Annotated in this window: 18 protein-coding genes and 1 tRNA gene; 9 read left to right on the top strand and 10 right to left on the bottom strand. The window is 50.7% G+C overall.

Annotated features, from left to right (window positions below):
- Both HU175_RS12790 and corA read right to left on the bottom strand, forming a co-directional pair.
- Entirely contained in the window at positions 1-2,460 is a 2,460-nt protein-coding gene (locus tag HU175_RS12790; RefSeq protein WP_176566969.1) for a bifunctional UDP-N-acetylmuramoyl-tripeptide:D-alanyl-D-alanine ligase/alanine racemase, read from the bottom strand.
- Positions 2,461-2,521: 61 nt separating this feature from the next.
- A complete protein-coding gene (gene corA, locus HU175_RS12785) occupies positions 2,522-3,637 on the bottom strand; it encodes a magnesium/cobalt transporter CorA (protein WP_176566968.1) in 1,116 nt (371 codons plus the stop codon).
- A gap of 148 nt (positions 3,638-3,785) precedes the next feature.
- Here corA and HU175_RS12780 point away from each other — a divergent pair, with 148 nt between their 5' ends.
- Positions 3,786-4,433: a DNA-3-methyladenine glycosylase family protein gene (locus HU175_RS12780; protein ID WP_176569207.1), complete on the top strand. Its 648-nt coding sequence runs from the start codon at positions 3,786-3,788 to the stop codon at positions 4,431-4,433.
- Here the strand turns inward: HU175_RS12780 and HU175_RS12775 are convergent.
- The 5 genes from HU175_RS12775 to HU175_RS12755 all read right to left on the bottom strand — a co-directional run bounded on the left by HU175_RS12775 (position 4,420) and on the right by HU175_RS12755 (position 9,702).
- A complete protein-coding gene (locus tag HU175_RS12775; protein ID WP_176566967.1) occupies positions 4,420-5,805 on the bottom strand; it encodes a DUF4403 family protein in 1,386 nt (461 codons plus the stop codon). The two genes, HU175_RS12780 and HU175_RS12775, sit on opposite strands and share 14 nt — an antisense overlap.
- 44 nt (positions 5,806-5,849) lie before the next feature.
- On the bottom strand, positions 5,850-6,014 hold the full coding sequence (locus HU175_RS12770) for a FeoB-associated Cys-rich membrane protein (RefSeq protein WP_176566966.1): 165 nt from the start codon (positions 6,012-6,014) through the stop codon (positions 5,850-5,852).
- Between the two features lie 61 nt (positions 6,015-6,075).
- Positions 6,076-6,612 (bottom strand): YfiT family bacillithiol transferase, encoded by a 537-nt coding sequence (locus HU175_RS12765; RefSeq protein WP_176566965.1) that lies wholly within the window; start codon positions 6,610-6,612, stop codon positions 6,076-6,078.
- A 118-nt stretch (positions 6,613-6,730) separates the two neighbouring features.
- On the bottom strand, positions 6,731-7,528 hold the full coding sequence (locus HU175_RS12760) for an inositol monophosphatase family protein (RefSeq protein WP_176566964.1): 798 nt from the start codon (positions 7,526-7,528) through the stop codon (positions 6,731-6,733).
- 74 nt (positions 7,529-7,602) lie between these two features.
- Positions 7,603-9,702, bottom strand: a complete 2,100-nt coding sequence (locus HU175_RS12755) for an AIR synthase-related protein (RefSeq protein ID WP_176566963.1) — start codon at positions 9,700-9,702, stop codon at positions 7,603-7,605.
- Positions 9,703-9,924: 222 nt separating this feature from the next.
- Here HU175_RS12755 and HU175_RS12750 point away from each other — a divergent pair.
- The 4 genes from HU175_RS12750 (at position 9,925) to HU175_RS24825 (ending at position 13,298) form a co-directional block, all read left to right on the top strand.
- Positions 9,925-10,009, top strand: a tRNA-Ser gene (locus HU175_RS12750).
- Positions 10,010-10,304: 295 nt separating this feature from the next.
- Positions 10,305-11,501 (top strand): phage integrase SAM-like domain-containing protein, encoded by a 1,197-nt coding sequence (locus HU175_RS12745; RefSeq protein WP_176566962.1) that lies wholly within the window; start codon positions 10,305-10,307, stop codon positions 11,499-11,501.
- Between the two features lie 279 nt (positions 11,502-11,780).
- Positions 11,781-12,901, top strand: a protein-coding gene (locus tag HU175_RS12740; protein WP_410528554.1) for an IS3 family transposase whose coding sequence is annotated in 2 segments (ribosomal slippage) — positions 11,781-12,027 and positions 12,027-12,901 — 1,122 coding nt in all. Because the reading frame shifts where the segments join, the coding sequence is not laid out codon by codon here.
- Positions 12,902-13,049: 148 nt separating this feature from the next.
- Positions 13,050-13,298 carry a hypothetical protein gene (locus HU175_RS24825; RefSeq protein WP_228724145.1) on the top strand — a complete coding sequence of 83 codons (249 nt, stop codon included), beginning with the start codon at positions 13,050-13,052 and terminating at the stop codon, positions 13,296-13,298.
- An 83-nt stretch (positions 13,299-13,381) separates the two neighbouring features.
- Here HU175_RS24825 and HU175_RS12730 read toward each other — a convergent pair whose 3' ends face one another.
- Together HU175_RS12730 and HU175_RS12725 are read right to left on the bottom strand one after the other, a co-directional pair.
- Positions 13,382-14,143 (bottom strand): IS5 family transposase, encoded by a 762-nt coding sequence (locus HU175_RS12730; protein ID WP_176566959.1) that lies wholly within the window; start codon positions 14,141-14,143, stop codon positions 13,382-13,384.
- Positions 14,144-14,147: 4 nt separating this feature from the next.
- A complete protein-coding gene (locus tag HU175_RS12725) occupies positions 14,148-14,822 on the bottom strand; it encodes a hypothetical protein (protein ID WP_176566958.1) in 675 nt (224 codons plus the stop codon).
- A 152-nt stretch (positions 14,823-14,974) separates the two neighbouring features.
- Between HU175_RS12725 and istA the strand changes: the two genes are divergently transcribed.
- On the top strand, positions 14,975-16,501 hold the full coding sequence (gene istA, locus HU175_RS12720; protein ID WP_228724144.1) for an IS21 family transposase: 1,527 nt from the start codon (positions 14,975-14,977) through the stop codon (positions 16,499-16,501).
- A gap of 48 nt (positions 16,502-16,549) precedes the next feature.
- Positions 16,550-17,302, top strand: a complete 753-nt coding sequence (istB, locus tag HU175_RS12715) for an IS21-like element helper ATPase IstB (protein ID WP_176566175.1) — start codon at positions 16,550-16,552, stop codon at positions 17,300-17,302.
- 194 nt (positions 17,303-17,496) lie between these two features.
- Here the strand turns inward: istB and HU175_RS12710 are convergent, their stop codons facing one another.
- Complete coding sequence (locus HU175_RS12710; RefSeq protein WP_176566957.1) at positions 17,497-18,654, bottom strand: hypothetical protein; 1,158 nt, start codon at positions 18,652-18,654, stop codon at positions 17,497-17,499.
- 177 nt (positions 18,655-18,831) lie between these two features.
- On the opposite strand from HU175_RS12710, the gene HU175_RS12705 reads away from it, so the two are divergent.
- Together HU175_RS12705 and HU175_RS12700 are read left to right on the top strand one after the other, a co-directional pair.
- On the top strand, positions 18,832-19,143 hold the full coding sequence (locus HU175_RS12705; RefSeq protein WP_176566244.1) for a transposase: 312 nt from the start codon (positions 18,832-18,834) through the stop codon (positions 19,141-19,143).
- A 5-nt stretch (positions 19,144-19,148) separates the two neighbouring features.
- Positions 19,149-20,036 (top strand): IS3 family transposase, encoded by an 888-nt coding sequence (locus HU175_RS12700; RefSeq protein WP_176566243.1) that lies wholly within the window; start codon positions 19,149-19,151, stop codon positions 20,034-20,036.
- Positions 20,037-20,049: the final 13 nt, after the last annotated feature.

The following is a 20,049-nucleotide window of genomic DNA, read 5'->3' as shown; positions in this document are numbered from 1 at the left end:
CTAGTTTCCTTCCTTGAAAAATACCCGCTTGACCCGCTCGCTGACGCCGGTCAGGATCTCGTAGGGAATGGTCCCGATCAACCGGGCGAGGTCGGAGATTGACAGGTCCGGTCCGAAAACAATAACCTCATCGCCTTCCTCGGCGGGGGCGTTTGTTACGTCGATCATCGTCATGTCCATGCAGACACTCCCCACCGTGGGACACAGCACCCCGTTGACCAGTACGTGCCCAATGCCGTTGCCCAGTCGGCGGTCGTAACCGTCGGCATACCCAATGGCCAGCGTCGCAATCCGGGCAACATGATCGAGTATCCCCCGGCGGCTATACCCAACCGACTCACCAGCGGGGATGGTTTTTATCTGACTGATCACCGTTTTAAGCGTCCCCGCGGGCCGTACCATCGCACTTTCCAGCTGGCTCGACTCCACGCCGTACAGACCAATACCCAGCCGTACCATGTCCAGGCGAAATTCCGGGAAACGTACGATCCCCGCCGAGTTGAGCAGGTGGCGCATGGGCCGGTAGCCCAGTTGAGCCTCCAGTTGGTCGGTGCTGCGCAGGAACGTATCGTACTGCTGGCGGGAGAAATTATTGAACCGGGCTTCGTCGGCACCAACCAGGTGGGTAAATACCGTAGCCACCCGGAGCGCAGGGCGTTCTTTCAGGTAGGCAATCACCCCGCCCATTTCGCTTTCCAGGAAACCCAACCGGTGCATACCGGTGTCGATTTTCAGGTGGAGCGCGGGAATACTGTCAGCGGGTTGACTGGCCGTAAAGTCACCCCACTCCCGTAAAATTCGCTGGCTATAAATCTCCGGTTCCAGCCGATATTCCAGTAATGCAGCAAAACTCTGCGGGGCCGGGTTCATAACCATGATGGGCAGCGTAATGCCGTTCTGTCGCAGCGTTACGCCTTCGTCGGCGTAGGCCACGGCCAGGTAATCGACCCGGTGAAACTGGAGCAGCTGAGCCACTTCGGCGCTGCCGCTGCCGTAGGCAAAGGCTTTCACCATAACCATGAGTTTGGTCTGTGGCCCTACCTTCTCGCGGTAGTAATTCAGGTTGTGGGTCAGCGCGTCGAGGTTGATTTCCAGTACTGTACCGTGTACTTTCCGCTGCAACCGGTTCACAATTCGTTCGAACGAGAATGGCCGGGCACCTTTCACCAGCACCACGCTGTCGCGCAGCTCGCCAAACGGAAACTCCGCCAGAAACTGCTCCGTCGTATCGTAAAACAGGCTATCGTCGGCAAAGCAGCTCCGGTGCTGGCTGACGACCGGACCAATGCCCACAAACCAGCTCACCTGGTTGAGCTTCATCATGACCCCAACCTGCTCGTAGAGGTCTTCTTCCCGCTGGCCCGACTGCAGTACGTCGGATAGGATAACAACCCGTTTATCGCGGCTGCTTTGCTGATTCAGAAAGCTCAGCGCCAGCTGGAGGCCCGCTACGTCGTTGTTGTACGAATCGTCAATCAGCACACAGTTGTTGATGCCCTCTTTCTGCTCCAGCCGCATCGACACCGGCCGCAGGCGGTTCAGCCGCATTTGTAGCTGCGTTTGACCGGTACTCCTTCCCAACGCCAGCATCGTAACCAGACAGTGCAGTAGGTTCTCAACCGATGCCGGATCGGAGAAGGGCAGTTGGAGGGTCAGCGTTTGGGCTGTCGACATGAGCTGGAGCCGATCGCCGGTAACAGTTGCCTGGTACGTGGCGTCCCGTCCGGCCAGCGACCAGCTTATGAGCTGAACGTCGGGATTAACGGCTTTGATTAGCAGACGGATTTCCTCGTCGACTTCCTGATAATCGGCGCAGTAAACCAGCGTATCGACATGACTGAACAACCGTAGCTTTTCGGCAATCTTCTGGCGGTGGGTCCGAAACCCCTCGTCGTGGGCCGTACCAATATTCGTAAAGATCCCAACAGTGGGCTGGATAATCGTTTCGAGCACTTCCATCTCGTGCGGCCGGGAAATACCGGCTTCGAAGATGCCCAGCGTGTGCCGTTTGGCCAGTTGGTGAACGGCCAGCGGTACACCCAGCTGCGAGTTATAGCTCTTGGGGCTTTTGGCTACGACGTAATCGTCACTCAGCAGCTGCGCCAGCCATTCTTTCACAATGGTTTTGCCGTTGCTGCCCGTAATACCAATCACTGGGATCATGAACTGACGCCGGTAGTCGGCCGCCAGCGTTTGCAGTTTCCGAAGGCTGCTGTCGGTTTCGACAAACGTAGCATCAGTATACCGGCTTAGTTCAGCCCGCCGATCAGGCGTTAGCGCGGTCCGCTCGACCACAAACTGCCGAACGCCTTTCTGATACAGTTCGCCAATGAACTGATGACCGTCGTGATGGTCACCCCGAATGGCAAAAAAAACAGCATTGGTGACCTGATCGGGCACCTGCCGGGAGTCGGTTAGCCAGCGCGCGTCGAGCAGCGATGGTTGATACGCAGTCGTCATAATCCAGAGCCGCCGGACCCCAGGTAAGTAAAAGCTTGGTCTTGGCATACTGCCTACTTACCTACATCCAGCCGCGTCGTTTAAAATAAATCACTTCGCCAATGGCGATCACAATCATAGTAATCCACACCCAGAAATAGCCGGTGCGGGTGTGAAGTTCGGGCATATGGTCGAAATTCATGCCGTACACCCCCACAATAAACGTCAGTGGGATGAAGATGGCCGATACAATTGTCAACGTTTTCATGACCGAATTCATCCGGTTGTTCACGATGGAATAATACACGTCCATCAGCCCCGAAATAATATCCCGCTGGGAATCAAGCGTTTCAACAGTCTGGTTCACATGATCGGACAAATCCCGCATAAAGGGCAACGTACCCGGCTTGATCAGAGGTGATTCTTCGCGCAGCAGTACCGACATGATCTCGCGCACCGGCAGGATGGTTCGGCGGATGTAACCCAGTTCACGCTTCAGCCGGTAGAGTCGGTTAAGGATTTCCCGTTCCGTGCATTCCTTCACGATCTCCTCTTCCAGCTCGTCAATCTTATCGCTGATCCGCTCAACAATGACCGAGTAATGGTCGACAATCAGGTCCATCAGCGAATACATCAGGTAGTCGGGTCCATTCCGGCGCGTCTTGCCCGACGAAGCTTTGATTCGCTCGATAACCGGGTCGAAAATATCCTGGGTGCGCTCTTCCTGAAACGACAGCAGGTAGTTCTCACCCAGCACCAGACTGACGTGCTCCGTTTCGATGATTTGCTGCTCCGGGTTGTGATGCAGCATTTTCAGCGTCACAAAAACGACCGGCCCGCTTGATTTTTCACCGTCCTGCGCCGGGGGCGCGTCGTACAGATCGATCTTGGGTTTCTGCTCGACGTTGATTACGTCTTCCAGCAGCAGCGGGTGCAGGTGGTAGCGTTCTCCCAGCGCAGCAATGACCCTGGTTTTATGGATACCATCAACGTCGGTCCAGTTGACAAACGGCGTGCCGGAGTCGGGTAACTGGCAGGCACTTAATCTGCTGTTATCGTCAATATGGTACTCATCGGCGTTGTACTTGATCCGCTTGATTTTAATTACGTGCTCAATGTCCTCACCAATGTAGGTCAGAGTACCCGGCGACGTACCAAAGGTTTTTTCCGCCGAGCGGTAGCGTTTATGTTTCGACATGAAGCGTCGGCAAATGATGTACACGTACTACCCTACCAGCCGTCCGTTTGTTCCGGAAACGCGTCGGTGGAGCCGATTAATCCTACCACAAATTTACCTCCAGGCGCGATGCCAGTCGTTATCTTTACCGGAGATTCCGAACCAGCCGATGCAACCCGCCGATCCCATTCTTTCCCACCTGCGTCAGGACCCCATTCTGGCGCAGATTATTGCCGAGACCCCGACCATTCGTATTCCTGATCTCACCGTGCCGGCACCCCCTAATGAGCTTTACCTCGGCCTGCTCGAAAGTATCGTTTCGCAGCAGATTTCGGTCAAAGCGGCCGACGCGATTTTCGCCCGGTTTCTGAACCTGTTTCCCGACAACGATCCACAGGCGGAGCTACTGTTGCTGAAAACAACCGAAGAGCTACGTAGTGCGGGGCTGTCGTTTCAGAAAATAAAGTATCTCCAGAGCGTAGCCGGATTTTCGCTGGAGAACCCAATGGACCGGGCGTACCTGAGCGCCATGACCGACGAGGAAATTGTGCAGTACCTGATCCCGATCAAAGGCGTTGGCCGCTGGACGGTGGAGATGCTCCTGATGTTTACGCTGGATCGACCGGATATACTACCCATCGATGACCTGATCATCCGGCAGAAGATGATTCGTGCCTACCCCGAAGAAACCAGTGGACTGACCGGTAAGGCGCTTTACAAAGCCCTGCTGGCCATCGCCGAGCCCTGGCGTCCTTATCGCACTACGGCCAGTCGGTACCTGTGGCGCTGGAAACCGACTCCCGTTACAGGTGCTTGACAACGACCGCGACCTTCGATTCGACTTTGATTAGTATCTGTACGCCATCGGGTCGGACCACAATCTTCTGCGGGACCATCCGAAAAGCGTTAATGTCGAGGATTGTTTTTTTACCGGCTCCACCCTGCGCAAAAGCCGTTTCAATCTTGGCCGGTACCTGGGCCAGTTGCTGACTGAGGGGGATCACCAGCGATTTCTCCAACGTGTCGCGCATATTATCGTGCAACAGCCAGTCGGCGGTGGCCAGCAGGCGTTCTTTCGTGTCCACATCAAAATCGACGTACCGTACCCGCAGCGTGTTCGTCAGCGTATCGAACACCGGCTGACCGCGGAAATAAAGTGTTCCTTTCACCGCGCCCCCTACATCGGTTTTCACGATCAGTGAGCGGCCGCTGCCGTATACCGAGGCATCTTTGATCGTAACCGCCCCTTTCATCAGGTTCAGCTTACGCTGTTTGACCTCCTGACTCAGCGCGTCTGTCATGCCAGCATACGGCACAAAAGCCAGCACCCGCAGCCGCGACGCTTCGGGCAGGGTTTTATGACGTAACAGCCGGGGGAGCGGTTCGGGCTCAGATTCGGGTTTGGTACCCAGCTTGGTTTCAGCCCGGAGCGCAATCTGGATCGGAACCGTAATCGTTTTTTTGTTGCCGTAAATGGGGGCAACGGCCACGCTGAAAGGCTTGGGAACGACCCAGAACTCGACGGGTGCTTTGCCGATACGCAGCGGTTTCTGAATGTCCTTCCAGATTTTGCCTACTTCTTTGTCCAGCCGCAGTTCGCCATGAACGGCGTTATCAATGGCAGCTTCAATATCAGCCTTACGCTTGTCAAGAATCGAATCGGCCAGCTTCGTTACGCCAATCTTGATACCCAGCATCCGGACTTTGGGTTTGTGAATCCACTCATACTCCTCAAACCTGGATTTAGTGGTCAGTCGCCAGCCGGAGCCAACAGCCAGGGGACTCACGAAATTGACCGAAAGAGCGCACAGCTCCCGGCTCCGGCGTGTCTTGCGCAGACCAATCGGGTTGGTGTACCAAACCCGCAGCGGAGCCGAAAACGAGACCTTTTGACGGAAATACCGTATCCGCACGGGGCCGGTCCGTTCAACGCGCAGGTGCCAGGCTTCTCCTTTTTTTCCCTTGAACGCTTCTTCTGATACCAGCGTAGTGCTCAACGACTGGTTTATCTTACGCTCCAGCGCCGGAATGCTGAACGTAACCTGCCCGGACACGAAGGACACAGGATCTTTAATGGCCGGGTCAAAGTCCTGTACATAAGGCGCTTTGGGTCTGACACGCTGGCAGCCACCACTGGCCAGCACCAAGGTAAGTATAAGTAAAAATCCGGTAGCGAATCGAGGGTTCATTTCCTCAACAACTACCGGACTTTTAAAATGTTACAGGTCTAATTTTATGGTTTTTCGCTCGCTGTTATTACCGTTCTTTTCGAGTCGGTAACACAACCGCAGCCTTTACCGCAGCCCCCTTCGTTTTTCGAGAAAAAGCTACGGTAAGCGCGGACGCCCAGATACGTGGCCGCCACCAGAAAAATCAGTGCAATCAATGCTTCCTGCATAGGTACTCGCCCTTTGTCTACCCGGTTAACACCTTGCTTCGCCGATCAGTTTCCTTTCAGCCTATAACCAGCCGCTGCGCTCGGCCAGCCGGTAAACGTGCTGGTAGTGGTGCTCGCCATGCCAGGCATACAGGTTCATCACTTCGCTTACCAAGAAGGTTTTCTGCATACCGGGGTGGTAATACGTTCGACGCAGTTGCTCGTTGGTGAGCGACGCCAGAATCGTTACCCAGCGCGCATGCAGGTTGCTCAGGATCACCAGCGAGGTCGCTACGTCAAGCGTCGAGTCGGGCAGTTTCGCCCATTCTCCTTCTTCATACGGCTTGATGGTTGGGTTATCCTCCGTCAGCATCAGCTTAGTGCGGACATAGGCGTTTATGTGGCTGTCGGCTACATGGTGAACCAGTTGACGCGCCGTCCAGCCCTCGGGTCGGTAGGGCGTATCAAGCTGATCATCACCCCACTTGCCGACCAGTGCCGTCAGCTTGTGCGGCAGCGCGGCAATCGCTTCCAATGCCTGTCGGGTCTCGTCCGGCTCAACCGTTTTTCCGTAATCGAACTGCCCGATAGGGTAGCGCAGCGTTTCCAGATCCTGCATGTGAAACGGTTTAAGAGTATGGTATTTTTTGTCATCCCAACCAAAGGACGGATGACAAAATCCTTTTGATTTCTTTTTTAGAAAGGCAGGTAGCTTTATGTATTAACTAAGGCTACGCTCACCAGTACGTTTGAATGACCTTCATCAATTCCGGGTGCACGCCACAACCGGCAACCACATCGCCACCAAAGAGGAACGTATCACCACCGCTGAAATCCGTGACTACACCGCCCGCTTCCTGCACCAGCAACACCCCGGCCGCCATGTCCCAGGAGTTAAGATTGTACTCGTAAAAGGCGTCAAAACGGCCACTCGCTACGTAGGCCAGATCGATAGCCGCCGACCCCATCCGGCGCAGGCCGTGTGTCTGCTGCATCAGCGACTCCAGAATGGACAGGTACGGCTGCATCTGCTCGAACTTGTAGTAGGGAAATCCTGTCGCGACCAGACTTTCGCCCAGCGTCAGAGCGGGTGATACCGAAATACGGCTGTCGTTGCAGTACGCGCCCCCACCCTGCCAGGCCGAAAAACATTCGTCGCGGTTGGGGTCGTAGATAACCCCGGCGATGGTCGTTTTTCCCTGCGCCAATCCGATACTCACCGAGAATACTGGCAGGTTGTGGATGAAGTTGGCCGTGCCGTCGAGCGGGTCAATAATCCAGTTTAATGCGGATGGATCTGCTTCCTGGCCGGTTGTCCCTTCTTCGGTGATAAAACCAGCTTCGGGCAGCAGTTTGCCCAGTTGCTCAACCAGCTGTTTTTCGGTTTCCTTGTCGACGTACGAAACCAGGTTATTCAGGCCCTTGTACTCAATCGATTCCCGCTGGAACCGGCTACGCTCCTGCAGCAGGAACGCGCCCGCCTGCCGGGCAATGGTGTTTATTTCGCCGGTCAGAGCGGCTAAGTCATGCGTCATAGGTCAAAAGCGACTGGTGTTTTGCCATCCCGACCGAAGGCGGGATGACTGAAATAACATCCAAAGCTAATCACTTAATCAGTTTTCATTCGTTTCTCCAACGTATTGTCGTACAGCTCGCGGGCCTCGGCGGAGGTCATAATCACAGTCTCATCGACCACAAAGTCGGCCGCCGTTACGCTGCCCAGGCGCGTGAATACGTTGTAACCCTCATCCAGATACGCTTCGACATGGTGGAAATGCTCGGGCGATACAGTGACCACAACCCGGCTCTGGCCTTCGCCAAAAAGAAACGCGTCCATCCGGTAGCGCTCGTTACTTTCAATGGCAAACCCTTTCTCCCCTGCCATCGCCGACTCGGCCAGCGTAACAAACAGCCCACCGCCGGATACGTCGTGCGCCGACTGAATCCAGCCGTTACGGATCATGGTACGGATGCCCTCCTGTACCCGCCACTCGGTCTGAAAATCGAAGAAAGGCGTAGGCGATGCTTTAACGTCCCGGTACGAATACAGGTATTCTGATGAAGCAATGTCGTCTGTAGTAGGGCCGATCAGATAGATCCGGTCGCCTTCGTTTTTAAAGCTGAGCGTCATCCGGTGACCAGGATCTTCCATCAATCCCAGCATCCCGATCGTTGCCGTCGGGAACCTTGAACTGTCGCTGGAGAAACTCACGGTGCTACCCGTTGCCGGGGTACTGAACCGGCGACAGGCTTCACCCAGGCCCTGCACGGCTTCCACAAACTGCCAGTATTCTTCCGGTACGTCAGGGCTGCCAAAAGTCAGTTGGCTCGTCACGGCCAGCGGATCACCCCCCGAGCAGACGATATTCCGTGCGGCTTCGACCAGGGCAATCATCGTACCCTGACGCGGACTGGCGTAAACGTAACGGCTGTTCCCGTTGACCGTAAGGACAATAGATGTCTCGGTAGCGGACGCTCCTGCCACCTCCGTCGCGGCTTCCTGAACCCGCACTATTGCCGCGTCCGAACGCGCGTAGGTGCTATTTCCCACCGAACTGTACTGCCCATGAAGCCATTGCCGGGCGCTGATGTTCGGATGAGCCAGCAGGTGTTTAGCCACCTCTTTGACTTCATCCAGTTTCAGATCGTCGACGTCCTCAATGTCGAATGTAGCGTATTCGGCGATGTACGCTGGCTCGCGGTACTCCTGCTGATCCTGCGGAACGCTACCGCCCTTTACTAACTCCTGGGTCGGTACGTCGGCAACCCGTTCCCCGTGGTGGTAAACCAGCAGGCTAGCCGTACCCGTTTCGCCTGAATCTGCCACCTCGCCAAGCTGTGCGCAGGTCAGATTCCATGTATCGGCAATGCCCTGAACGGCGGCCTCGTTTCCTTTTTCAACGACGACCAGCAGTTGCCCCCGCAACTCGGATAGCAAAATTTCGACGGGTGTACTGCCGGATGGTAGAGTTGGTACGTTGTCGAGGTTGATGGTTATACCGTGCTCACTTTTCGCACTCAGTTCGGCAATGGCACCAATCAGGCCGGCAGCACCGATGGTTTGAATCCCGATGGCGTGATCCGTAGTTCTGATTTCGTGGGTGGTTTCGTTCGGCAGCCCCTCCGCCGTTGCCGAGCCAATGATGAACACCGGACTCCCCGCGCCAAATGCTTTCGCCTTGGCAACTTTGCTCACTTCTACAATGCTCGCGGAGAAGACACTGGTGAGAGAATTCCGGTTGTATGACGTATCAAAAAAGATTTCGCCCCCCATGACTGGGTTTCCTGAAGCCGTGCCGGCACCTTTCATTACATCCCGCAGGAGTGCCCGCGTTTCGTCCTGCTCCAGATCGCCGACGTAGAGCGAGTTAAGCCGGGCAACAGGCTGGCCACCCACCTCACGATTCCCAACGACGTCCCTACTCGATGGCTGATTGCGTGATCCGATGTTAATGGCGGCTGCCAGACCGTCGCCAATATCAATCAGACCAGCGTTTTCTCCGTCGACCAGCATTCGGTCTGAATCGCGGGGAAGCTGGTTTATCCAGAAGCTGAATTTCTTATTGGAACGGTCCTGCGACCACACCGCCGAAAAGATTTTCTGTTCGGTCGGGTTCGGCTGGCGGCCGAGGATCTGTTCAATCCGCTCAAACTCCTCGGGCAATAAACCCAGGTCGCGGTTGGTTTCGGGAGTTGAAAAAGTAGCCATGGCTTAGCGGAATGCCGGGTCACCGGCGCGATGAAAGAGCGAAAGAGTGATTTACCAGTGTAATGGACTGCTGCTACAAGGAGTAAGGAGTAGAACCCGCTTAGTCATCGCATCCGCAACCTGGCCTTTCACTCTTTGAATATCCCCGAAACAACAGTTTTTGTTTAAAAAAGGCCGCCAGGCTTGACAAAGCTGGATTTGTCTGTATATTTGCACCCACAAAGAGAGATGGCAGAGTGGTCGATTGCGGTGGTCTTGAAAACCACTGACTGTAATAGGTCCGGGGGTTCGAATCCCTCTCTCTCTGCAAAGAGCTAGATAAATAGCTGATTTTACCAAGGAGTGCCCGATACGTAGCCCGTTTCGGGCTTTTTTTTTGCCCTTTATGGTCCATAAACCCACACTTTCGACTGATTTATGGCAATACTGGTGGCAGGGCAGTAACACCGGTGGCAAGGTAATGCACCTGGCGGCAAGCCTATATGTCACCGTTTACCTATTTCTTCATATGTAAACACTATCGTCTATTGTATATACATTTTTTGCGCAAACATTAAAATCTCATTAAAGGCACTGCAAGCTCACCAAACATGAGTTTACACATGAACATTAAGTCCATGGAAATCTCCTTCTGGAGACACAAGAGTAACATTGCCGGTAAATCAAAACTGTATTGTCGGATCAGCATCGCGGGCGAGAGAGCTGAAATTGGCAGTACAGGTCTTCTGATTTACCACGATCACTGGGATGGCCAGCAGATCAGCAGCAATGATCCACAGGCGTTTTTCAAAAACGACCAGTTGGATATCCTTCGCACCCAGCTCCGGGCAATATTCAACGATCTTTTCAGGAAGAAGGAAAAAATTACGGCCGCCAAAATCAAACGGCTTTATCTCAGTGGAGCATCCAGCGTCACCCTGGCGATCGCCTTCGATCTGTACATGAAAGATAGTCGAGCCGATCAGGAGCGCGATCTAACCGAAAATAGCCTGACAGTGTATGACAACGTCCGGAAGAAGCTCATCGATTTTCTGGCGAGCGAGAAAGCCCTGGACGTACTCGTCGAAGATTTCGACCTGGTCTGGTTGAAGCGGTACCGACAGTGGATGAAGAAACGCGGCCATGCCGACAGCTACGTAGCCAAACATTCCCAGACCATCAGCAACATGCTAAAATGGGCGAAGCTCAACAAGATTGTGGACAATAACCCCCTGGCCGGCCTGCGCGTGAAAGGTGTCAAATACGATGATCCCACCTTTCTGACGAACGAAGAGTTCGAGAAACTACGCACCCATCCATTCGAAAACGAGCACGTACAAATGGCCGCTGATATCCTGGTCATTTTGTGCCGATCGGGCTTTCACTACGGTGATTTAGAGGATTTCGTCAAGCAGTATAAAACCGCCGTCCGGCAGGGGCTTGACGGTAAACCCTGGCTGATTAAGGATCGGATCAAGACCGAGGTAAAAACCGCCGTTCCTGTATTTGACGAAGTAAAAACGATCATCGACAAATACGGAGGTTGGGAAAAACTTCCCCTTACTTCTCTGACCAAGTTCAACGTTTGGCTGAAGGTTGTCGGTGCAGAACTCAAGCTCAAGAAGAAGGTATCGAGTAAAATTGGCCGTAAAACCTTCACGGACTGGTGCTTCAACACAATTCACCTGAGCACCGATGCCGTTAAAGTCCTTCTGGGTCGACTAACTGATAAAGGACTGGAAGTCTACTCCCGGCCTGATGAGCGCCGGGTCATTGCCGAACTCGAGCAAAGTAAAGAGATGAAAAAACGATCTAAATAATATAACCAAGTTATGGACCGGCAACTTTGAGATGCCGGTCCATAACTTGGTTATATTATTTGGATTCCAATAGAAGAACTAATTCGCTTGAATCCATTCGAGCTGGTCGATTGTTATTGTTCCCTCCCAATGTGCTAAAAGCTCCCTTTACAATCTCTTTTTTTACCTTAAAATGATTCTGCGCTATTTCTTTTACAGTGACCTCCCCCCGGAAAAGCGTTCCAGTATAAAGTAGAGAAAATCGGGCGATTTGGATTAACTTAAATCAAACAAATCGTCATGAAGAAAACCAAGTTCACCGAAGCGCAAATCGTCTTTGCTCTCAAGCAAGCTGAGACCGGAGTAGCCGTGGCTGAAGTATGCCGCAAAATGGGAATTAGCGAGGCTACCTATTACAATTGGAAGAAGAAGTATGGCGGATTGGGTGTTGCCGAACTGCACCGATTACGCCAGTTGGAAGAAGAAAACCGTCAGCTGAAACAGCTAGTGGCCGACCTGAGCCTGGACAAACAAATGCTTCAGGATGTGCTCAAAAAAAAGCTTTGAGGCCAGTTCAGCAAAGGAAACTGGCCTCAAGTTTAATGGAAAACTATCGCGTTTCAGCCCGTCGTGCCTGCTCTGTTATTCAATTCCGTCGATCCTCTTTGCAGTTCAAGTCTCGTCGTCGAGATGACTCCGTGATCCGGAAACGAATCAAAGAAATTGCCCAAGTAAGGGTTCGGTACGGTTATCAGCGGATTTATGTGCTGTTGCGCCGGGAAGGCTGGCGTGACAACCACAAAAGGGTCTATAGGGTGTATTGTGAAGAAGGATTGCATCTCAGAAGCAAGCGTCCCCGTCGTAATCGAGCCGCTGCCCACCGGTTAGAGCGCCCCCAACTCTCCAGTATCCATCAGTGCTGGAGCATGGACTTTGTGGCTGATCAGCTATTTGATGGCCGAAAAATCCGGGCCTTAACTGTAGTCGATAATTATAGTCGCCAGTGCTTAGCCATCCATGTCGGCCAATCATTAAAGGGTGAAGACGTGGTGGCCGTAATGAATCACTTAAAAATTGTAGATTTGGCTGTACCCGAACGGATTCAAGTGGACAATGGCAGTGAATTTATCTCAAAGTTCCTGGACAAGTGGGCTTATGATAACAAAGTGACGCTGGACTTTTCAAGGCCAGGAAAGCCAACGGATAATGCGTTTATCGAGTCATTTAATGGTAGTTTCCGGGACGAGTGCTTGAACGCTCACTGGTTCTTATCGCTAGACGATGCTCGGGAAAAAATTGAACACTGGAGGCAAGAATATAATAGCTTCCGCCCCCACAGCTCTCTTGGTGGTTTAACCCCAGATGAGGTTGGAAAGGGAAAAGAAAAACCAACACATGAACGTCCGATCCTCAATCTTTGAGCGGAACGCTTTTCGGGTGGACCTCAGAACGTCCGATCCTCAATCTTTGAGCGGAACGCTTTTCGGGTGGACCTCAAGAACGTCCGATCCTCAATCTTTGAGCGGAACGCTTTTCGGGTGGACCTCATGAACGTCCGATCCTCAATCTTTGAGCGGAACGCTTTTCGGGTGGACCTCAACAGCAGCTCCGCTCAAACCATTACTAGCAGCATTAGCAGGGAACGTTATTATAGCTGACGCTTTTCTTGAAGCTATTATAGAAAATATATTTTCAAGCGCTTTTCCTGATTTAGACTTCATACTAAATTCTGACTTAGGCCTTTTTTCAGGAGCAGGGTATCGGCCTATTCCACTAACATCAACCATTTCATTTCTGGCAATAGATTCTAAAACATGATAAAATCGGCTATAGTGCACTCCAGAATAAGGAGGATCTAAAAAAACTAAGAGCGTGTTGGGGAATTACATTTGGTTCAAACCTCAAATACGCTGTAGTATCACTTGAATGTTAGCCAAATACAGCCAGTTGACCGAAGAAGCTACCGTATACTCATAGTCCTTGACGATCCGGCGGAAGAAATTGGTCCAAGCGATGCTGCGTTCGACTACCCATCGCTTAGCTACTGGTACAAAGCCTTGAGCGGACTCGGGACGCGAGGCTTTTTCAAATACAATACTCCACCCCTCCAACTCACGGGCAAACACGCCGTTATAAGCTTGATCGCCGTAGATTTTCTCCAGCCGTTCGCCTACGCGCCACAGCATGTTGGTGATCAATGGCACGGCTAAGGGGCCGTCAGCCTCGTTAGCCGCCGATACGTCAGCTACCCACAAGCGCCCCTGGGTATCCACGATTAGAGTTCGTTTGCGGCCATTGATACGCTTGTTGCCGTCTAGACCGCGCTGTTCACAGATCATGGGATGCAACTTAACGCTTTGTGAATCAATGCATAGTACTGATGGATGACTTGCTCGTCCGGCTTGCTGACGGTCGAGTTGATTCAAAGCAGCGTTGATCTGCTCAAATATACCAGCCTGTTTCCACTGATCGAAATAGTAGTACACCGCCTGCCAGTGTGGCCAATGCGAGGGCAGGTTACGCCACTGACAGCCGGTTCGAAGCAACCACAACAAGGCGTCTACGATGTGGCGCAAATTATGAGTCCGCTTGCGTCGAAGGTCAAAGAAAGGCGAAATTGCGGCCCATTGAGGGTCGGTCAGTGGTTGCCACTGTTTAGTCATTGCTTCATGTCTTGGTCGACACAAAGTTGACACGACTCTCAAGCTTTCTCAATTCCCCAACACGCTCTAAATCTCCTTCTTTCACTTTATTCAAGAGAGAACCAGCTTCGCCTACTATTGCCTCACCTTTTGTCTTAGCAAACCTATCGGCAATTCTGTCAAAATTTCTTTCATAATATACAAGAGGATCTCTTTTCCAAGCATCTATTATAGCATCAAGCCCTTTACCCACAGGCTTAAAATATTGAGCTGTGTGACCAGGTGCTGCAACACACTGAGATGTGGCTTCTATTATTGATGCTAACATGATACAACGTAGCTCTACATCAACGGGTAAACTCTCTAATATCAAATCAATTAGTAAACTTTGATTATAACTAAGGTAATAACCTCCATATGCACGAGTTATTTTTCTTTCACTTTTTGAACTATTCACTATATTCTCTCTTACATACTTCACGTCCTTGGTAATCTCATTACTGTCAAAAAGCCTACTATATTCAGCCTTCACATTCTCTATAATACTACATGCTTGATCTCGCTTTAATCTGCTCAATGGCTCGTTTCGAGACAATATAGAATTAGCAACTTCAACTGAGTATTGTTGCAAATCACCTGCAAAGACTACTTTATCCACTTGTTCTGCAACAAAACAAGTTACAGCTATATATTCCGGCATAAAGTAAGCCAGTCATTCCGGCCCAATCCGGCCGGGTATTCCGGCACAAAATGGGCCATCGTGGATAAGTGAGCCAAGACCCCTAGTTTGGCCCTGACGTGAACGAACATCACTCACGTTTGTAGTCAAGCATGGCTAACTCTCGCTTACCTATGTTTCAACTCCGTCGGATTCTTCAACTCCGCCAGCAGGGCTTCAGCCAGCGCCGGATTGCTTCGGCTTTAGCCATTTCCCGAACCACCGTCGAACACTATTTGCGTATAGTCGAAGCGCATTTTTCGGACTTGGCTCAGGCTTTGAGCTGGCAGGATGATCAACTTCACCGCCTGTTCACTCATCGTGTACCCCAACCAGAGGCCGATCGGCTGGGTGATCTCTACCAACGATTTGAGAACTACGAAGCCCAATTGGCCAAGCCGGGTGTGACCCGCCATCACTTATGGCTAGCTTATAAGCAGGCTAACCCCAATGCCATCCAGTACTCCCAATTTTGTGAGCGCTACCGGACCTGGCGACTCAACCAGCAGACGGTGATGCACCTGGAGCACAAAGCTGGGGAGACGCTTTTCGTCGATTATGCCGGTAAAAAGCTAGCCCTGGTCGATCCAACTACCGGTCAGCCTCAGCCAGTCGAGCTTTTTGTCGCCGTGCTGGCCTGTTCCCAACTCACTTTTGCTAAAGCGGTTGCCAGTCAGCGAAAAGCCGATTTCCTACAAGCCTTATCCGATGCGCTAACCTACTTTGGTGGTGTCCCCGAGGCCATTGTGCCCGATAACCTGAAAGCCGCCGTGACCAAAGCCAACCGCTATGAGCCTGATCTGAACGAGTCGATTGAAGACTTTGCGGCTCATTACAGTACCTGTATCTATCCAGCCCGTAGTGGCAAGCCGCGCGATAAAGCGCTGGTGGAGAAGACCATCTCCATTCTCTATAGTCGGGTATATGTTCCCCTACAAGAACAGAGCTTTCACTCTTTGAAGGAACTGAACCAAGCTATTGCTCAACAAGTAGAAGTCCACAACCGGCAGTGCTTTCAGGGTAAGCCCTACTCAAGACGTCAGCGTTTTGAGACCCTGGAAGAAGCCACGCTGATGCCTTTGCCGCTACAGCCTTACCGGTCCAAAGCCTTTCGCATGGCCAAAGTGCATCCCAACTGTCATGTACTGTTAGGGGAAGACAAGCACTATTATAGCGTACCCTACCGGCATGTGGGCCAGAGCGTTAAGCTGGTTTACACCGCTCAGACCGTGGAGATTTACCATGATCATCAGCGGATTGCGCTTCATGAGCGCCAACCCGAGGCCTATCAGTACACCACCCGTCGCGAACACCTGCCCAGCCAACAACAATGGCTGAGCCAGTGGTCTGCGGAGTACTTTATCGATCAGGCCAGCCAGATCGGTCCCCATACTCGACTGGCCATTCAGGAACTGCTCCACACGCGGAGCTATCCCCAACAGGCCTTCCGTTCCTGTGCCGGCGTACTATCGCTGGTAGCCAAGGTTGGCCAGCAACGCCTGGAGGGGGCCTGTGAGCGGGCGTTAACGTATGGGGCTGTCTCCTACAAGTTGATCCGTAGCATCCTGGAGCGCAATTTAGATAAGACTACCTCAACGGAGGTAACCCATAAGCCTCTGCCAACTCATGAGAACATCCGGGGAGCCGATGTCTATCAATAATAAAGGGGTAAAGGGGATAAAAAGAGCTAACCATTAAACCATCAACTCATGAATACACAAGCAACCCTCGAGCGCATGCGTCAATTAAAATTACAGGGCATGGCCACCCACTGGGAAACCCTTCTGCGTCTACCGGTTAATCAGTGGCCGCCCACCGACCATCTCCTGGCTTCGCTGCTGGATGCCGAACACGAATACCGGCAGGAACGCAAAACGCGAACTGCCATTACCCAGGCTCGTTTTCGGTATCAGGCCAGCCTGGAAGAAGTTATTTACACGCCTGATCGGCAGTTGGACAAAAGTATGGTACTTCGCCTGGGCGACCTCTCTTTTGTACGACGGGGCGAAAACATTCTCATCACCGGTGCCACTGGTTGTGGCAAAAGCTATCTGGCTACATGTCTGGGCTACCAGGCTTGTCAACGAGGGCTGCGGGTGGGCTACTTCTCTATGCCTAAACTTATGGAACGACTGCATCTGGCTCGAGCGGATGGCTCCTATACTCGGGAGCTTGCCCGTCTGGAGCGGTTGCAGTTATTGATCCTGGACGATTGGGGCCTATCGAGTCTAGACATGAATGCCAAACTGGCTTTGCTGCAACTCATTGAAGATCGCCATGGCCGGTCGGCTACGATCATTACCTCGCAGTTACCGGTGTCTAAGTGGTATGAGTACCTAGCTGAACCAACGCTGGCCGATGCAATCTTGGATCGACTCGTGCATCAGGCACACCGCATTGAGTTGCAAGGCGAGTCAATGCGCAGGCGCATCAAAAAAACGAATGATTTAACCGGATCCTGATTATTTTTATGCCCTCTTCGCCCCTTATCCACCGTGGCCCACTTTAGCCGTTTTGGCTGGCACAGTATCTCCGGAATATATAACAGCAGCAGAACCACAAAATGGATCGAAGAATCTGTTAGCTTTTTTTGAATATTCCAGAACAAGATCACCAAGTCCATTTTTCAACATACTAGCTTTTGATCCCATATACTTCATAACCCAATACCCCAAAAGCAAGTCCTTTGAAACTGTTTAATTATGTTAATTTCGCTCGATATAGTATCCAAATTCTTTTTAACAGAGTTTCCCATTTCAACCTTATCTTCTATACTATCTATTGAATCACGTATATCAGAATACAAATCATTAGTCTCCATATCTGGATCCAAATCATTTATAATTCCCTGTTTCAAGGATATAGAATTCCACCAAAATCTCAAATCATTACTGTTAATGTAACATTTACTAAAAATACTATTCACACTTCCCGAGGCTAATCGTAATAAAAGAATTGATCTGCATAACATTGGCACAGGATCGTTAAGGATAATTCTATTGTCCAAAGAGGCTTTATGAGCTTCCGTAAGTATGAAGTGATCATCTGGTATTATCTCCCTTACTAGAAATTTAACAAGAACTTTATTCTTGCCTTCCCCTATTTCCTGCAAAACATCTTTCACAAATTTTATATATTTCGGTCCCACAGGTGTTTTGCCTGTACGCATAGAATACATTACCTCTAAAGTAATACGTACAAGATGTCTATCCAGTTCTGAAAAATTAGCAACAGTACTTGGCTCCAACGATTGCCATATTGTTACCAATTTATTTAGAAGATCAGTTGAATCCACCTTTTCTTGACTGAAATGAGGCCTGTAGCTCATTTCATTACGGAGTGTTTGATCTTCTGATAGCTTTAAATCTACACTCCATTTTGACAACCAATCTCTTAATATAGTAGATCTGTAAGCTGAATTAGCAGATACTCCAGCAGCAACAGCTATATTTTCTAAAGTGTGTCCGTTAAGCTTAATTACATTAAAAAAGGTTTGTTTTTTATCTAGGGTTGACCAACTTTCAATCAATTCCTTTGCAGCAACATGGGTGGTGCCGTTTATAAAATTAGCATCTTCAGAATTATTAAAATAGAAATGTCTTTTACCGAATACGCCTATTCCTTCACATGCCATGATTGACATAACAGCCCTCAACTCTGAGTAGTACAAAAAGTGAATGCAACTTCCTATATCACCATTTATTAAAGACTCAACACCTCTTGCAACGTAATTCCACCCATCAAAACAATGCGTAAAAGTAGATGCTGCGATATATTGACTAAGAGAGTTTTTCTTTACATCACAAACAGCCAAAGCGTTGGTTTTTCGCTGTGTATCTTCTGTATAATGATTTTGTGGCCCTATTACCCTTTCTTTTGGAAACTGTGATCTTTTGAGCTGTTTTAAAGCTTTATGTATTATTTTGTCTTAACCCCCTGAATGACTGGACAAAATTGTAAAAACAGTTTAGTCCTTTTACATTCAGATACCATGAGCAAATTAAGGCGGAGTTTTACTCCCGATGACCGCTATTCTATCGTCCAGGAAGCCATTCGTGACGGCCATGCCGAGACTTGTCGAAAATACAATCTATCTCCTTCGCTGCTGCGCAAGTGGAAATTGAAGTATTTGAGTAAAGGCAAAGAAGGCCTCAAAGATTCTTACGCACGCGTCGATCCCCAGCTTCGAGTGCTCGAAGAAGAAAATGAACGCCTGAAGCGGATTGTAGCAAAACAAGCTTTGGAACTGGAGATCAAAAGTGAGCTACTAAAAAAAACTCCTATTCACTCCAGGAGAAGCTAGCACTCATGAAACAGTTTGAAAATCAAGTAAGTCGTACCCTGTTATGCCAGTGGCTTAGTGTACCTCGGAGCGTGTTTTACTACCAACCACAATCAGGTAGACCTGGAGCACGCCCCAGCCAGGTAACCATGAAACGGGATGGATCGTGGGTAGACAACCAACTGGTCGTGGTCAGTATTCGGCAACTGCTGGATGTTGAGTTCAATGCCCTTGGCTACGAATACATCACCCACGAGTTGAAAAAAGAATACTTAATCAATAAGAAAAAGGTGTATCGACTCATGCAAGAGCATAATTTACTTCTGGGCAAAGTGATCCGACCGATGGGCAAGCGGGAATTTGTTAAATTCAGACGAATCGAAGCGACCAAGCCCTTGGAATACCTGTGCTGGGATATCAAATACGTCTGGGTAGAAGGGGAACGGCGGAATTACTATCTGTTGAGCGTCATTGATGTGTATAGCCGCAAAATTCTGGATTGGCTATTCCAAGGCAGTATTCGTCAAATCGACTTAATCAATCTTTTTCGACGAATCAACCGGAATCATGAACTGAAGGGCGTCATTTTGCGCAATGATAATGGCAGTCAATTCATTGCTCACTCGGTACGTAACTTTTTGAAAAGCTCCGAAATCAAGCAGGAATTCACTCATGTGGCCACCCCTGAAGAGAACTCGTACATTGAAGCTTTTCACAGCATTCTAGAACATGATGTGATCGAGCGCAATGTATTTGACAGCTATTATGAGGCCAAAGAAATGTTAGGGCGTTATTTTTTCCATTACAACAATCACCGTCTTCATCGTTCGATTGGTTTTGTAACACCTCAGCAGAAATGGGAGGAAGCACAGGTAATTTACGACACAACCTTTTCAGAAAATTTGTCCAGCTAATAGGGGGCTAAGA

The organism is Spirosoma sp. KUDC1026 (assembly GCF_013375035.1).
GTDB lineage: Bacteria > Bacteroidota > Bacteroidia > Cytophagales > Spirosomataceae > Spirosoma.
The sequence above is the reverse complement of the archived record's forward strand: the minus strand, read 5'-3'. Positions and strand labels throughout refer to the sequence as shown.

Coding starts and splice junctions, on each gene's coding strand:
- HU175_RS12780 (WP_176569207.1), top strand. CDS start 3,786: ATGCAACCCGCCGATCCCATTCTTTCCCACCTGCGTCAGGACCCCATT.
- HU175_RS12700 (WP_176566243.1), top strand. CDS start 19,149: ATGAAACAGTTTGAAAATCAAGTAAGTCGTACCCTGTTATGCCAGTGG.
- HU175_RS12725 (WP_176566958.1), bottom strand. CDS start 14,822: ATGCCGGAATATATAGCTGTAACTTGTTTTGTTGCAGAACAAGTGGAT.
- HU175_RS12790 (WP_176566969.1), bottom strand. CDS start 2,460: ATGACGACTGCGTATCAACCATCGCTGCTCGACGCGCGCTGGCTAACC.
- HU175_RS12730 (WP_176566959.1), bottom strand. CDS start 14,143: ATGACTAAACAGTGGCAACCACTGACCGACCCTCAATGGGCCGCAATT.
- HU175_RS12745 (WP_176566962.1), top strand. CDS start 10,305: ATGAACATTAAGTCCATGGAAATCTCCTTCTGGAGACACAAGAGTAAC.
- istB (WP_176566175.1), top strand. CDS start 16,550: ATGAATACACAAGCAACCCTCGAGCGCATGCGTCAATTAAAATTACAG.
- HU175_RS12770 (WP_176566966.1), bottom strand. CDS start 6,014: ATGCAGGAAGCATTGATTGCACTGATTTTTCTGGTGGCGGCCACGTAT.
- HU175_RS12765 (WP_176566965.1), bottom strand. CDS start 6,612: ATGCAGGATCTGGAAACGCTGCGCTACCCTATCGGGCAGTTCGATTAC.
- istA (WP_228724144.1), top strand. CDS start 14,975: ATGTTTCAACTCCGTCGGATTCTTCAACTCCGCCAGCAGGGCTTCAGC.
- HU175_RS12705 (WP_176566244.1), top strand. CDS start 18,832: ATGAGCAAATTAAGGCGGAGTTTTACTCCCGATGACCGCTATTCTATC.
- HU175_RS12775 (WP_176566967.1), bottom strand. CDS start 5,805: ATGAACCCTCGATTCGCTACCGGATTTTTACTTATACTTACCTTGGTG.
- corA (WP_176566968.1), bottom strand. CDS start 3,637: ATGTCGAAACATAAACGCTACCGCTCGGCGGAAAAAACCTTTGGTACG.
- HU175_RS12755 (WP_176566963.1), bottom strand. CDS start 9,702: ATGGCTACTTTTTCAACTCCCGAAACCAACCGCGACCTGGGTTTATTG.
- HU175_RS12760 (WP_176566964.1), bottom strand. CDS start 7,528: ATGACGCATGACTTAGCCGCTCTGACCGGCGAAATAAACACCATTGCC.